13 protein-coding genes and 1 pseudogene are annotated in these 14573 nt (G+C 54.5%); 12 read left to right on the top strand and 2 right to left on the bottom strand.

The genetic code is table 11. The annotated features are described in order from the left end of the window. Positions 1–71 precede the first annotated feature (71 nt). From araG to otsA, 4 genes and pseudogenes are all read left to right on the top strand, one after another. Positions 72–1585: pseudogene (araG, locus tag EnteroDNA1_RS05790) on the top strand (L-arabinose ABC transporter ATP-binding protein AraG). Positions 1586–1599: 14 nt separating this feature from the next. After that, positions 1600–2586, top strand: a complete 987-nt coding sequence (gene araH / locus EnteroDNA1_RS05785; protein WP_029742191.1) for an L-arabinose ABC transporter permease AraH — start codon at positions 1600–1602, stop codon at positions 2584–2586. A 176-nt stretch (positions 2587–2762) separates the two neighbouring features. After that, on the top strand, positions 2763–3566 hold the full coding sequence (otsB, locus tag EnteroDNA1_RS05780) for a trehalose-phosphatase (protein ID WP_033145880.1): 804 nt from the start codon (positions 2763–2765) through the stop codon (positions 3564–3566). Beyond that, positions 3541–4965: an alpha,alpha-trehalose-phosphate synthase gene (otsA, locus tag EnteroDNA1_RS05775; protein ID WP_069303015.1), complete on the top strand. Its 1425-nt coding sequence runs from the start codon at positions 3541–3543 to the stop codon at positions 4963–4965. The genes otsB and otsA overlap by 26 nt, the downstream gene beginning before the upstream one ends. Before the next feature lie 15 nt (positions 4966–4980). On the opposite strand, the gene uspC is transcribed toward otsA, so the two are convergent. Continuing rightward, complete coding sequence (gene uspC / locus EnteroDNA1_RS05770; protein ID WP_033145878.1) at positions 4981–5409, bottom strand: universal stress protein UspC; 429 nt, start codon at positions 5407–5409, stop codon at positions 4981–4983. Between the two features lie 794 nt (positions 5410–6203). On the opposite strand from uspC, the gene flhD reads away from it, so the two are divergent. The 6 genes from flhD to cheW all read left to right on the top strand — a co-directional run bounded on the left by flhD (position 6204) and on the right by cheW (position 11636). Beyond that, positions 6204–6554 carry a flagellar transcriptional regulator FlhD gene (flhD, locus tag EnteroDNA1_RS05765; protein ID WP_008500415.1) on the top strand — a complete coding sequence of 117 codons (351 nt, stop codon included), beginning with the start codon at positions 6204–6206 and terminating at the stop codon, positions 6552–6554. 2 nt (positions 6555–6556) lie between these two features. Further along, a complete protein-coding gene (gene flhC / locus EnteroDNA1_RS05760) occupies positions 6557–7135 on the top strand; it encodes a flagellar transcriptional regulator FlhC (RefSeq protein WP_013096051.1) in 579 nt (192 codons plus the stop codon). Positions 7136–7258: 123 nt separating this feature from the next. After that, positions 7259–8146: a flagellar motor stator protein MotA gene (gene motA / locus EnteroDNA1_RS05755; protein ID WP_008500417.1), complete on the top strand. Its 888-nt coding sequence runs from the start codon at positions 7259–7261 to the stop codon at positions 8144–8146. Further along, on the top strand, positions 8143–9072 hold the full coding sequence (gene motB / locus EnteroDNA1_RS05750; RefSeq protein ID WP_032658606.1) for a flagellar motor protein MotB: 930 nt from the start codon (positions 8143–8145) through the stop codon (positions 9070–9072). The genes motA and motB overlap by 4 nt, the downstream gene beginning before the upstream one ends. Positions 9073–9076: 4 nt before the next feature. Then, the gene (cheA, locus tag EnteroDNA1_RS05745; protein ID WP_069303014.1) at positions 9077–11113 is read left to right on the top strand and encodes a chemotaxis protein CheA; all 2037 of its coding nucleotides are present in this window, start codon (positions 9077–9079) and stop codon (positions 11111–11113) included. A gap of 19 nt (positions 11114–11132) precedes the next feature. Then, entirely contained in the window at positions 11133–11636 is a 504-nt protein-coding gene (gene cheW, locus EnteroDNA1_RS05740; protein WP_023312262.1) for a chemotaxis protein CheW, read from the top strand. A gap of 104 nt (positions 11637–11740) precedes the next feature. On the opposite strand, the gene EnteroDNA1_RS05735 is transcribed toward cheW, so the two are convergent. Further along, positions 11741–13000: a dicarboxylate/amino acid:cation symporter gene (locus tag EnteroDNA1_RS05735; protein WP_023312261.1), complete on the bottom strand. Its 1260-nt coding sequence runs from the start codon at positions 12998–13000 to the stop codon at positions 11741–11743. Positions 13001–13429: 429 nt separating this feature from the next. Between EnteroDNA1_RS05735 and EnteroDNA1_RS05730 the strand changes: the two genes are divergently transcribed. Next, the gene (locus tag EnteroDNA1_RS05730; protein WP_023312260.1) at positions 13430–14002 is read left to right on the top strand and encodes a Csu type fimbrial protein; all 573 of its coding nucleotides are present in this window, start codon (positions 13430–13432) and stop codon (positions 14000–14002) included. Positions 14003–14014: 12 nt separating this feature from the next. Then, the gene (locus EnteroDNA1_RS05725; RefSeq protein ID WP_047061108.1) at positions 14015–14563 is read left to right on the top strand and encodes a Csu type fimbrial protein; all 549 of its coding nucleotides are present in this window, start codon (positions 14015–14017) and stop codon (positions 14561–14563) included. Positions 14564–14573: the final 10 nt, after the last annotated feature.

The following is a 14573-nucleotide window of genomic DNA, read 5'->3' as shown; positions in this document are numbered from 1 at the left end:
TACGCTGTGATTGTGCCCCTCATGCATCGTGAGGGGCCAGACGTACACACTACAGGAATCACGGAGACGTTATGCGACAGTCTGATCCGTATCTCTCTTTTCGCGGCATCGGGAAAACTTTCCCCGGTGTTAACGCGCTGACCGATATCAGCTTCGACTGCTATGCCGGCCAGGTTCACGCCCTGATGGGGGAAAACGGCGCGGGGAAATCCACGCTGTTGAAGATCCTCAGCGGCAACTACGCGCCTACGACCGGCACGCTGGCCATTCGCGGCGAAGAGGTGGCGTTTGCCGATACCACGGCGGCGCTCAATGCCGGGGTGGCGATCATCTATCAGGAGCTGCACCTCATTCCCGAGATGACCGTGGCGGAAAACATCTATTTAGGTCAGCTTCCGCACAAAGGCGGTGTGGTAAATCGTTCGCTACTTAATTATGAAGCGGGGCTGCAGCTTAAACACCTGGGTCTGGACGTCGATCCCCAGACGCCGCTGAAATATCTCTCCATCGGCCAGTGGCAGATGGTTGAAATTGCCAAGGCGCTGGCGCGTAACGCCAGAATTATCGCCTTCGATGAGCCCACCAGTTCGCTCTCTGCGCGTGAAATTGAAAATCTGTTCCGCGTGATCCGCGAATTGCGTCAGGAAGGCCGTACGATTTTGTATGTCTCGCACCGCATGGAAGAGATATTTGCCCTGAGCGACGCCATCACCGTCTTTAAAGACGGGCGCTATGTGCGCACCTTTACCGACATGCAGCAGGTTAACCATGACCAGCTTGTTCAGGCGATGGTTGGACGCGAGCTGGGTGATATTTATCACTGGCAGCCGCGTCAGTACGGCCCTGAACGTCTGCGTCTGGACAGCGTCAAAGCGCCGGGCGTGCGCACGCCGATTTCGTTATCCGTTCGCAGCGGCGAAATTGTCGGCCTGTTTGGTCTGGTGGGGGCGGGGCGCAGTGAATTAATGAAAGGCCTGTTCGGGGGACCCGAATTACCGATGGGCAGGTTTCTATTGATGGCGAACGGGTCGATATCCAGAAACCGGCCCACGCGATCAGGGCGGGCATGATGCTCTGCCCGGAAGACCGTAAAGCCGAGGGGATTATTCCGGTGCATTCGGTACGCGACAACATCAATATTTCCGCTCGCCGCAAGTTTATTCGCGCAGGCTGCCTGATAAACGATGGCTGGGAGTCGAGCAACGCCGACCACCATATTCGCTCGCTGAATATTAAAACGCCGGGTCCGGAACAGCTGATCATGAATCTGTCAGGCGGAAACCAGCAGAAGGCGATTTTAGGCCGCTGGCTGTCGGAAGATATGAAGGTCATTTTGCTGGATGAGCCGACGCGCGGTATCGATGTGGGGGCAAAACACGAGATTTATAACGTGATCTATGAGCTGGCAAAACGCGGCGTGGCGGTGCTCTTCGCCTCCAGCGATCTGCCGGAGGTGCTTGGCGTGGCCGACCGCATTGTGGTGATGCGTGAAGGCGAAATTGCCGGTGAATTGCTTCATGAACAGGCGAATGAACAACAGGCGTTGAACCTCGCCATGCCTAAAGTCAGCCAGGCTGTCGCCTGAGTAAGGAGTTAATGATGTCCTCTGTTACTACATCCGGAGCGCCGAAGTCGAAGTCGGCGCTGAGTTTTGGACGTATCTGGGATCAGTACGGCATGCTGGTGGTCTTTGCCGCACTGTTCCTCGCCTGCGCGATCTTTGTTCCTAACTTTGCCACCTTCATTAATATGAAGGGGCTGGGGCTGGCCATTTCCATGTCCGGGATGGTGGCCTGCGGGATGCTGTTCTGTCTGGCCTCCGGCGATTTTGACCTGTCGGTGGCGTCGGTGATTGCCTGTGCGGGCGTCACGACGGCAGTGGTGATCAACATGACGGAGAGCCTGTGGATTGGCGTTCTCGCCGGTCTGCTACTCGGCGTCATCAGCGGTCTGGTGAACGGGTTTGTTATCGCACGCCTGAAGATTAACGCCCTGATTACCACGCTTGCGACGATGCAAATTGTCCGCGGGCTGGCCTATATCATCTCCGACGGTAAAGCGGTGGGGATTGAAGACGAGCGCTTCTTTACCCTGGGTTACGCCAACTGGCTGGGTCTGCCTGCGCCAATCTGGCTGACCGTGGCCTGCCTGATCCTGTTCGGCTTCCTGCTCAACCGGACCACCTTTGGCCGTAATACGCTGGCGATTGGCGGTAACGAAGAGGCCGCCCGTCTGGCCGGGGTACCGGTGGTGCGAACCAAGATTATTATCTTTGTGCTCTCAGGGCTGGTTTCTGCCGCCGCGGGGATTATCCTGGCTTCGCGTATGACCAGCGGCCAGCCGATGACCTCTATTGGTTACGAGCTGATCGTCATTTCGGCCTGCGTTTTAGGGGGCGTTTCCCTCAAGGGTGGCATCGGAAAAATCTCATATGTGGTGGCCGGTATCCTGATTTTAGGGACGGTGGAGAATGCCATGAACCTGCTGAACATTTCGCCGTTCTCGCAGTACGTGGTTCGTGGTCTGATCCTGCTTGCAGCGGTGATTTTCGACCGTTACAAGCAAAAAGCGAAGCGTACCCTGTAACCCTTTTTCCCGTCTTTTATTGCTCAACTTATAACCATAGTTGACCCCTTAACCGCCCCGCCAGTTTTACTGGCGGGGCGGTTGTCAAATGGCGAGCGACGTCACACTGTCTATACTTACATGGCTATGAAAGAGGTAAAGGCGTTTACCTCTCGTAAACCGTAAGGAGGAAAAGGGTGGCTGACATGTTAACCGCACCGCCTGTACTGCCCGGACACTATGCTTTCTTTTTCGATCTCGACGGCACGCTCGCCGGGATAAAACCGCACCCTGACCAGGTGTCTATTCCGGATGCGGTGTTACAGGATTTGCATCAGCTCTCGCTCATGAACGAGGGAGCACTGGCATTGATATCAGGGCGCTCAATGGCCGAGCTGGATACGCTCGCCAGTCCTTACCACTTTCCGCTGGCCGGTGTACACGGAGCGGAGCGCCGCGACATCCATGATCACACGCATATCGTTTCACTCCCTGACGCACTCACGCAAACGCTCCAGAAGCAGCTTTCTGCTGCGCTGGAAGCGCTGCCTGGCACCGAGCTGGAAGCCAAAGGCATGGCCTTTGCCCTGCATTATCGTCAGGCGCCGCAGCATGAGGAGGCCGTACTGGCGCTGGCTCAAACGGTTGCGGATGCCCATCCACAGCTGGCGTTGCAGCCCGGCAAATGCGTCGTGGAGTTAAAACCGAAAGGGATTAATAAAGGCGCGGCCATCGCCGCGTTTATGGCGTCGCCGCCTTTCAAAGGGCGAACGCCCGTTTTCATTGGGGATGACCTGACCGACGAGGCCGGGTTTCGCGTGGTGAATCAGGCCGGAGGGATCGCCGTCAAGGTGGGGCCTGGTGACACCGTTGCCGAATGGCGACTGGCGGATGTCGCCAGCGTCTGGCAGTGGATATCTGACATCGCTAACCAGCAACAACAACAAATAGCGCAAAGCAAAGGGGGAAACCATTATGGGTCGCTTAGTCGTCGTCTCTAACCGAATCGCACCGCCGGATGATAAAAAAGCCAGCGCGGGTGGCCTGGCGGTAGGGGTGTTAGGTGCCTTAAAAGCCGCTGGCGGGCTGTGGTTTGGCTGGAGTGGGGAAATCAGTGAAGAAGAGAAACCGCTCGATAAGGTGACGCGCGGAAACATTACGTGGGCTTCATTTGCATTGAAAGAGAAAGACTATGACGAGTATTACTCGCAGTTCTCAAATGCCGTCCTGTGGCCTGCGTTCCACTATCGTCTTGACCTGGTCAAATTCCAGCGTGAATCCTTCGAAGGCTACTCGCGCGTAAATGCGCTGCTGGCGGATAAACTGCTGCCATTAATAGAGGAAGACGATATTTTATGGATCCACGATTATCACCTGTTGCCCTTCGCGAGAGAGCTGCGAAAGAGGGGGGTGAATAACCGGATTGGCTTCTTCCTGCACATCCCGTTCCCGACGCCGGAAATTTTTACCGCGCTGCCGCCGCATGAAGAGCTGCTGGAGGCGCTGTGCGATTACGATTTGCTGGGCTTCCAGACCGAAAATGACCGCCTCGCGTTCCTTGACTCCGTGTCTGGCAAAGCGCGTCTGGTGACCAAAGGCGGGAAAACCCATACGGCTTGGGGAAAAACCTTCCACACCGAGGTCTATCCAATAGGGATTGAACCTGACGAAATCGCGGAGCAGGCTTCTGGCCCGCTGCCGCCGAAGCTGGCGCAGCTTAAGAATGAACTCAAGCACGTGAAAAATATCTTCTCGGTTGAGCGTCTTGATTATTCCAAAGGGCTGCCGGAACGCTTCCTGGCGTATGAAACGCTGCTGGATAAATACCCGCAGCATCACGGGAAAATTCGCTATACCCAGATTGCGCCGACGTCGCGCGGTGAGGTTCAGGCCTATCAGGATATTCGCCACCAGCTGGAGACAGAAGCAGGGCGCATTAATGGCCGCTACGGGCAGCTGGGCTGGACGCCGCTGTTTTACCTGAATCAACACTTTGACCGTAAGATCCTGATGAAGGTCTTCCGCTATGCGGACGTTGGGCTGGTCACGCCGCTGCGCGACGGGATGAATCTGGTGGCGAAAGAGTATGTGGCGGCCCAGGATCCTGCCGACCCGGGTGTTCTGGTGCTTTCCCAGTTTGCCGGAGCCGCAAATGAGCTCACGTCGGCGCTCATCGTTAACCCTTATGACAGGGATGACGTGGCGAACGCGCTGAATCGCGCCCTGACAATGCCGCTCACGGAACGTATTTCCCGCCATGCTGACATGATGGAGACGATCCGGAAGAACGATATTAACCACTGGCAGGCGCGTTTTATTCAGGATCTCCGGAATATCGCTCCGCAAAGCCATGAAGGCGATCTGCAAAAAAAGATCGCGACCTTCCCTAAACTCGCCTGATTTACTGCTGGGGGGTTAATGCCCCCCAAGCGGCACTAACAGCACATCGACCTGGCTCGACGCGACAATAGATTTCGCCGCGCAGGCTGCCCGCGATAAAAAGCTGTGGTTATGGTTTCCGCAAATCACTAAATCTATATTTTGTCTGCGACACATATCGAGAATATGGGCGTTAAGTTCCCCGGTCGCAATAACAGTTTCATAAACAGGATATTGTGCCTTTTCCACTAATTCGCGCAGAAATTGCTGAGTTTCTTCCTGCAGAACCTCGCGAATATCCTCCAGCATGGGGGCTGCCAGCTGATTATACATCTCCGGCTCTGCGGCGAGGGTGATGAGGCTGATGCGGGCATTGTGGGGTCTGGCAATGGAAACTGCCCGGGCGACGAGCTGATGGCTTTCGGGGGAAACTGCTACGGAAACAAGAAGATGGGAGTAACTCATGGCGCACTCCTTAGATGTCTGAAAGACAGCGTTTAACCACCTTTACCGCGAAATCTCCGGTTCCGCAAGAGCAGATTACGACATTAGTGTGAAGCTTATCATAATTATTCATTAATTATTCTTATAAGAAGAATAACTGAAAAACGCGCCTAAATGAAAAAAATTAACAACTTAACGTAAATCACACAAATTCACGCCTTGACTGTTAAATCGTTTTGACCCGTTACAAACTCATTTCGAATGATCACGTCCTGAAACATCTTTTTTGTGCTACCTGCATAACTATATGTTTTTTCACGGTAAGAAAAATGTTTCCAGGAGAGGGGCCTGATGTAAATGTTTCCGCGCGGCGCTTACGGTATGAAAAGCACGTTGCATGCCAGTTTGGATCACCCTTCTGCATGAGTATTCGTCAATTAAGAATACAAAACAGTACCGATTGGCTAAATTTTGAACAAATTACAAGTCATACTGATGGATTTATGGGTCATATTCACTTAAATTGTGTGACGTGGATCACATTTTTTTTAAATTTGAGGGTGGCTGGATTGTATGTGTCAAAACTGACGAGTAGAGTTTGCGTCGAATTAGGAAAAATCTTAGTTATTTGTAAGAAATGATAAATCATGTAAGAGACGCATTCGCGGTTTCTCTCTTACGGTTTCAGTGAATACAAACCTAAATTCAACTATGCATTTAGCCTTTTCTTTTTTATACCGGGTGATTTCCCGGCGACATCACGGGGTGCGGTCTTTCCGCATAAAAATAATAGTTGGTTATTCGGGATGGGAACAATGCATACATCCGAGTTGCTAAAACATATCTATGACATCAATTTGTCGTATTTACTGCTCGCGCAGCGTTTGATTAGTCAGGACAAGGCGTCCGCGATGTTTCGTCTGGGTATTAACGAAGAAATGGCAACCATGCTGGGCGGCTTAACCCTCCCGCAGATGGTTAAACTGGCTGAAACGAATCAACTGGTTTGCCAGTTCCGTTTCGATGATTCACAGACAATAACGCGTCTGACGCAGGAATCCCGTGTGGACGATCTTCAACAGATCCATACCGGTATTCTTCTTTCCACTCGCTTGCTTAACGAAATCAGCCAGCCTGATGACGTAGCCCGTAAGAAAAGGGCCTAGCAATGAGCGAGAAAAGCATTGTTCAGGAAGCGCGTGACATACAGTTGGCCATGGAGCTGATTACACTGGGTGCTCGTTTACAAATGCTGGAAAGCGAGACTCAGCTGAGCCGTGGTCGTCTCATCAAACTGTACAAAGAGTTACGTGGTAGTCCCCCGCCGAAAGGCATGCTGCCGTTTTCTACCGACTGGTTTATGACGTGGGAGCAGAATATTCATGCTTCCATGTTCTGTAATGCCTGGCAGTATCTTCTCAAAACCGGTTTGTGTAGCGGCGTTGACGCCGTGATCAAAGCGTACAAACTTTACCTTGAACAATGCCCACAGCAGGAAGAAGGCCCTCTGCTGGCGCTGACCCGCGCATGGACGCTGGTGCGTTTTGTTGAGAGCGGAATGCTTGAACTGTCGCGCTGCAACTGCTGCGACGGCAATTTTATTACCCATGCTCATCAACCTGCAGGCAGCTTCGCCTGTAGTTTATGTCAGCCTCCATCCCGCGCAGTAAAAAGACGTAAACTTTCCCGGGATGCTGCCGATATTATTCCACAACTGCTGGATGAACAGATCGAACAAGCTGTTTAACCCGAACGTGTGGGAAAGATTCCAGCAGCGGTAAGCAATTACCGCTGCTTTTTTTTACCCCGCAAACGGTAAACGCTGCGAGCTGGACGTCCTTGCCATAGTCACTAGCGGAAGGATGATGTCGTGCTTATCTTATTAGGTTACCTGGTAGTTCTCGGTACAGTTTTCGGCGGTTACATGATGACCGGCGGGCACCTTGGAGCACTCTATCAACCGGCTGAACTTATTATCATCGGCGGTGCAGGGGTAGGGGCTTTTATCGTTGGTAACAACGGTAAATCGATCAAGGGCACGCTGAAAGCGATTCCGTTGCTGTTCCGTCGCTCGAAATACACCAAAAGCATGTATATGGATCTGTTGGCACTGCTCTATCGCCTGATGGCGAAGTCGCGTCAGCAGGGCATGTTCTCGCTTGAACGGGATATTGAAAACCCGAAAGAGAGCGAAATTTTTGCCAGCTATCCGCGAATTCTTGCTGATGCCATGATGCTGGATTTCATCGTCGACTATCTGCGACTCATCATCAGCGGCAACATGAACACCTTCGAAATCGAAGCGCTGATGGACGAAGAGATCGAAACCCACGAAAGCGAATCTGAAGTGCCGGCCAACAGCCTGGCGCTGGTCGGCGACTCGCTTCCGGCATTCGGTATCGTTGCCGCGGTAATGGGCGTGGTTCACGCCCTGGCCTCGGCAGACCGTCCGGCAGCCGAGCTGGGCGCGCTGATTGCCCATGCGATGGTGGGAACTTTCCTCGGTATTTTGCTGGCGTACGGCTTCATCTCTCCGCTGGCGAGCGTTCTGCGCCAGAAGAGCGCGGAAACCACCAAAATGATGCAGTGCGTGAAGATCACGCTGCTCTCTAACCTCAACGGTTACGCGCCACCGATCGCGGTTGAGTTTGGCCGTAAAACGCTTTACTCCAGCGAGCGTCCGTCGTTTATCGAGCTTGAAGAACACGTGCGTGCGGTGAAAAACCCAAACCAACAGACGACAACTGAGGACGCATGAAAAACCAGTCCCATCCGATCGTCATCGTAAAAAAACGCAAGCACAAGGGTGGCGGGCATGGCGCACACGGCTCGTGGAAAATTGCGTACGCCGACTTTATGACCGCAATGATGGCGTTCTTTCTGGTGATGTGGCTGATCTCCATCTCCAGCCCAAAAGAACTGATCCAGATTGCCGAATATTTCCGTACGCCGCTGGCAACGGCGGTGGCCGGTGGGCCGCGTATCTCTAACAGCGAAAGCCCGATCCCGGGCGGCGGCGATGATTACACCCAGCAGAAGGGTGAGGTGAAAAAAGAGCCTAACATCGACGAGCTGAAAAGAAAGATGGAGCAGGCGCGTCTGAAGAAACTGCGGGGCGATCTCGATCAGCTTATTGAAGCGGATCCGAAGCTGCGCGCGCTGCGCCCGCATCTGAAGATCGACCTGGTGCAGGAAGGGCTGCGTATTCAGATTATCGACAGCCAGAACCGCCCAATGTTTAAAACCGGGAGTGCGGAAGTCGAACCGTACATGCGCGATATTCTGCGTGCCATTGCACCGGTGCTGAACGGCATTCCTAACCGAATCAGCCTGTCAGGACACACGGATGATTTCCCGTACGCCAGTGGGGAGAAGGGATACAGCAACTGGGAGCTTTCTGCCGATCGTGCCAACGCCTCGCGTCGCGAGCTGGTGGTAGGTGGGCTTGATGATGGCAAGGTACTGCGCGTAGTCGGCATGGCCGCAACCATGCGCGTTTCCGACCGCGGGCCGGATGATGCCATCAACCGTCGTATCAGTCTTTTAGTGCTGAACCAGCAGGCGGAGCAGGCCATCCTGCATGAAAACGCCGAAAGTCAGAATGAGTCACTGGACGATTTAAAACAGCCTGGGGCCGTTCCTTCGGCTGCCGTTCCAACATCGCCACCAGCCAATCCGAGGTGATAGCGTGAGCATGGATATTAGCGATTTTTACCAGACATTCTTTGATGAAGCCGACGAATTGTTGGCCGATATGGAGCAACACTTGCTCGATTTGGTGCCCGAAGCACCGGACTCCGAGCAGCTCAATGCCATCTTCCGTGCGGCGCACTCTATTAAAGGCGGAGCCGGAACGTTTGGATTTACCATCCTGCAGGAAACGACCCATTTAATGGAAAACCTGCTTGATGAAGCGCGACGCGGTGAGATGCAGCTCAATACCGACATTATCAACCTGTTTTTGGAAACCAAAGATATTATGCAGGAACAGCTCGACGCCTATAAAAGTTCGGCAGAGCCTGATGCCGCCAGCTTTGAATACATCTGCAATGCGCTGCGCCAGCTCGCCCTGGAAGCAAAAGGTGAGGTCGCTGCAGCCGTTGTCCCTGCGGCGAAACTGAGCGTTGTCGATGCGGTTGCTGCCGACGAGTCCGCGCCGGCCGCTGCACAAGCGGGCAAACTGCGCGTTGTGCTGTCACGCCTTAAAGAGAGTGAAGTTAACCTGCTGGAAGAAGAGCTGGGTAACCTGGCGAAATTAAGCAACGTGGTAAAAGGCAAAGACAGCCTTGCCGCGACGCTTGATGACGGTATTGGCCAGGACGATATCGTGGCGGTACTGTGCTTTGTGATTGAAGCTGACCAGATCGCCTTCGAAACCGAAACGGCCGCGGTTGACGTCCCCGCCGCTGCGGAAGAGGTGGCCGCTGTCGCTCAGGCCGCCGCACCGGCTGTGGCTCCTGCGGCTCCGGCGCTGAAGGCCGTGCCAAAAGAGGCCGCGGCACCTGGCCGTGGTGAAAAGCCTGCCGCGCGCTCCAGCGAGTCAACCAGCATCCGCGTTGCCGTTGAGAAGGTCGACCAGCTGATTAACCTGGTTGGCGAACTGGTGATCACCCAGTCGATGCTGGCCCAGCGTTCTAACGAACTGGACCCGGTCACGCACGGCGATCTGATCACCAGCATGGGCCAGCTGCAGCGTAACGCCCGCGACCTGCAGGAATCGGTCATGTCCATCCGTATGATGCCGATGGAATATGTCTTCAGCCGCTTCCCGCGTCTGGTTCGCGACCTTGCCAGCAAGCTGAATAAACAGATTGAACTAACCCTGATGGGCAGCTCAACCGAACTGGATAAGAGCCTGATCGAGCGCATTATCGACCCGTTAACGCACCTGGTGCGTAACAGCCTCGACCACGGTATCGAACTGCCGGAAAACCGCATTGCCGCCGGAAAATCCCCGGTCGGCAACCTGATCCTCTCTGCGGAACACCAGGGCGGGAACATCTGCATCGAAGTGACCGACGACGGCGCGGGTCTTAACCGCGAGCGCATCCTGGCAAAAGCGATTTCGCAGGGGATGGCGGTCAATGAAAACATGACCGACGAAGAGGTGGGCATGCTCATCTTCGCGCCGGGCTTCTCTACCGCGGAGCAGGTGACCGACGTGTCCGGACGCGGTGTGGGCATGGACGTGGTGAAACGTAACATCCAGGAGATGGGCGGCCACGTTGAGATCCAGTCTAAACAGGGTTCCGGCACCACCATTCGCATCCTGCTGCCGCTGACGCTGGCGATCCTCGACGGCATGTCAGTCAAAGTGGCGGACGAAGTCTTTATCCTGCCGCTAAACGCCGTAATGGAATCCCTGCAGCCGCGTGAAGAAGATCTGCATCCGCTGGCGGGCGGCGAGCGCGTCCTCGAAGTGCGCGGTGAGTACCTGCCGCTGGTTGAGCTGTGGAAAGTGTTCGAAGTGGACGGGGCGAAGACAGAGGCCACGCAGGGCATCGTTGTGATCCTGCAAAGCGCGGGCCGTCGCTACGCGCTTCTGGTCGATCAGCTGATTGGTCAGCACCAGGTGGTAGTGAAGAACCTCGAAAGCAACTACCGCAAAGTGCCGGGTATTTCTGCCGCCACCATTCTGGGTGATGGTAGCGTGGCGCTGATCGTCGATGTGTCGGCGCTTCAGGGATTAAATCGTGAACAACGTGTGGCGTACACAGCCGCCTGATTAAGTAGAAGGTAATAACATGACCGGTATGAGTAATGTAACGAAACTGGCGGGCGAGCCATCAGGGCAGGAATTCCTGGTATTCACTTTAGGCGATGAGGAGTACGGCATCGATATCCTGAAAGTGCAGGAAATCCGTGGTTACGACCAGGTTACCCGCATCGCTAACACGCCTGCTTTTATTAAAGGTGTCACCAACCTGCGTGGCGTCATTGTGCCAATCGTGGACCTGCGCGTGAAGTTCAGCCAGGGCGACGTTGACTACGACGACAACACCGTGGTGATCGTTCTGAATCTGGGGCAGCGCGTGGTAGGTATCGTGGTGGACGGCGTATCTGATGTGCTTTCCCTGACCTCTGACCAAATTCGTCCTGCGCCGGAGTTTGCGGTCACGCTGTCGACCGAATACCTGACCGGCCTGGGCGCGCTCGGCGAGCGTATGCTGATTCTGGTGAACATTGAGAAGCTGCTGAACAGCGATGAGATGGCGCTGCTGGATATCGCCGCGAGTCACGTAGCGTAGGTAAATGCAAAACGGCAACCCAGGTTGCCGTTTTTTGTGTTTGCTCCCTATCCCTGTGAGAGAGGGCAGGGGTGAGGGCATCAGGCCTCACCCTTTTTTTCACCTTACGCTTCCTGCTTTACCAGCTCAGCTTCCGCTTCCCGCGCGCCTTCATTTTGCGACAGCATCGCGGTCGCGATCCCATTCCCCAGCACGTTAATTGCGGAACGGCCCATATCCAGGAAGTGGTCGATCCCCATCAGCAGCAGAATACCCGCCACCGGAATATTAAAGCTCGGAATGGTTGCTGCCAGCACCACCAGGGATGAACGCGGTACGCCCGCAATCCCTTTCGACGCCAGCATCAGAGTCAGCATCAGCACCGTCACTTCAGAGAAGCTCAGGTGAATGTTGTACGCCTGAGCGATAAACATCGAGGCGAAAGAGCAGTACACCATCGAACCCACCAGGTTGAAGGAGTAGCCAATCGGCAGAACGAAAGAGGCGATGTTGCGCGAGCAGCCAAAGCGCTCCAGCTGCTCCAGCGTTTTCGGGTAGGCGGCTTCAGAGCTGCTGGTGGTAAACGCCACCAGCACCGGATCTTTCAGCATGCTGACCAGGCGAAACACCTCTTTTTTCAGCACCATGTAGCCCACGGCCAGCAGCACCATGCAGGTGAGAAGAATGGCAACATAGTAGCCGCCAATAAAGGAGGCGTAGTTCAGCAGAATGCCCAGACCCTGCGTGGCAATGACGGATGAAATCGCCGCGAAAATCGCCAGCGGAGCAACGTACATCACGTAACCCGTTACCTTCAGCATGATGTGAGAAACTACATCCAGCGCGGCCACCAGCGGCGCGTTGAATTTCTGCCCCAGCGACGCGCCGCCGATGCCGAAGAACATCGAGAACACCACAATCTGCAGGATCTCATTGTTCGACATCGCCCCCGCGATACTGGTCGGAATGGTGTGCGACAGGAACGCTTTCAGCGTCATGCCGCCCACGGCCAGGCCGGTATCCACCGCTTCTGTCGGGACCGTCAGGTTCAGACCGCTTCCCGGATGCTCCAGCGTGACGATGAACAGGCCAACCAGAATAGAGAGCACGGATGAGCTGATAAACCACACCATCGCTTTGCCGCCAACGCGGCCAATGGTGGAGGTTTCGCCCAGCTTCATAATGCCGACGGTAAGCGTGCTGAAGACCAACGGTGCAATGACCATTTTGATCAGACGGAGGAAAATATCGGTCAGAAGGGTAATATTATCCGACCAGGCTGTGATGGCATCCGCAGATGCATACTCATGAATTGCTGCCCCTGAAAGAATACCCGCCAGCATGAATATCACGATGAAGAGTGTGAGTTTGTTTGCACTTGCCACGAAAAAAGACCCTCTATGCGCTTCAGATGTAGCCCGCGTCGATACATATAAATTTTTTATTACGATGCGGGAAATTATTCGGCACATAAATTGACGCAAAGTGTAGGGGGATACAACTCCTTTTTAAGTTTTATTAATTTTGTTGTTAATGCGTCGACGATATATTGTGATCGCTATCACACTTTAATGGATATATTCTCCCCGGATAGAGTGAAATTGCTGCCTAAATTAATTTAACTTTCTGTTATTTAAAGGAAAATTGAGTCAATAAGACATATGCCTTATGCGTTAACGGTCAGGTGGTCGAAGCGATATCCGTAAACTAAATTCTCAATAACCCCCTCAGAGGAACGTTAAGCGGGGCTAACATCTTGAACGACAAAAATAAAATGTGGCAAGGGAACGGAGACGTCTTCTGGAGGGTGGTAAATGAAAAGAAAACTTCTTTTGATCTGCGCAGGCACCTTACTGGCTGCGACAACGGCCCATCAGGCGCTGGCCGTCACCAGCAGCGGCACCATCGGTGCAACGCTGACGCTGACAAACGGGTGTCTGATAAACGGCTCGCCCGCACAAAGTGGCATTAACTTCGGTACGCTCGATTTCGGTACCCATCCGGCAACCTTTTCCACGCTTACGACGCAGCTGAGCGGCGCCAGCGGCGGAAACACCTTCACCATTCAATGTACGACCGCCAGCTATACGGTCGCGATCACCGGTAATACCCACTCCACCGCGCCCGGCTCGGTTGTCGGTTCGCCGGGCACGCCTGAACGCTATCTGGTGAATACGGCCAACGCGGCACAGGGCGTGGCTTACAGCCTGTACAGCGACAGCGGGTTTAACACCGTGATTGCCAATAACGCCGCGCTGCCGATCGCGTCTACGGCCGGAGGGGTGGACAGTTACACCCTCTACGGACGGATTACCGGCGGCGGTAACAGCGTGACGGTCGTTCCGGGAACCTACACCGACACGATTAACGTCAGCGTCACCTACTAGTCCCGAACCGCCATGAAGGCATCTCTCACAGGTCTGCGCAAACGCGCAGAGGGACGCGTGCAGCCTTTTTTCGCGCTGATCGTCGGATTGCTCACGATGCCCACGGCGGATGCGGTGACATCCCAGTCGTTTAAGGTCAGCGCGACGATTGTCCCGGGATGCGCGGTGGCTACCGGTAGCGGAGGGCTTCTCGGTACGCTGGATTTTGGCAGCCATAACGGCGTCGAGAGCGCGCCGGTCAGCACCAGCTTTGTGCCAAACGGGGCGTTGTCTATTGCCTGTACGCCAGGCGTGGCGCTGAGCATGAGCATTAATGGCGGTCAAAATTATTCATCCGTTCGCCGCATGAAGCGCGCGAACGGCGCCGACGTGGTGCCATACCGGCTCTACAGCAGCAGCTCGCTGGCCGCAAACAGCGAAATTGGCGTCAACCAGGCGATAGCGGTGACCTATACCAACAGCAATAACATCGCGCTGCCGCTTTTTGGCGTGGCGCTATTGACCGGGTTTAGCCCGGCGGGAACCTATTCCGATCAGCTCACCGTGACCTTGTCATGGTAATAAAGGGAGA

The sequence above is a fragment of the Enterobacter sp. HK169 genome (assembly GCF_001719105.1).
Lineage (GTDB): Bacteria > Pseudomonadota > Gammaproteobacteria > Enterobacterales > Enterobacteriaceae > Enterobacter > Enterobacter asburiae_B.
The sequence above is the reverse complement of the archived record's forward strand: the minus strand, read 5'-3'. Positions and strand labels throughout refer to the sequence as shown.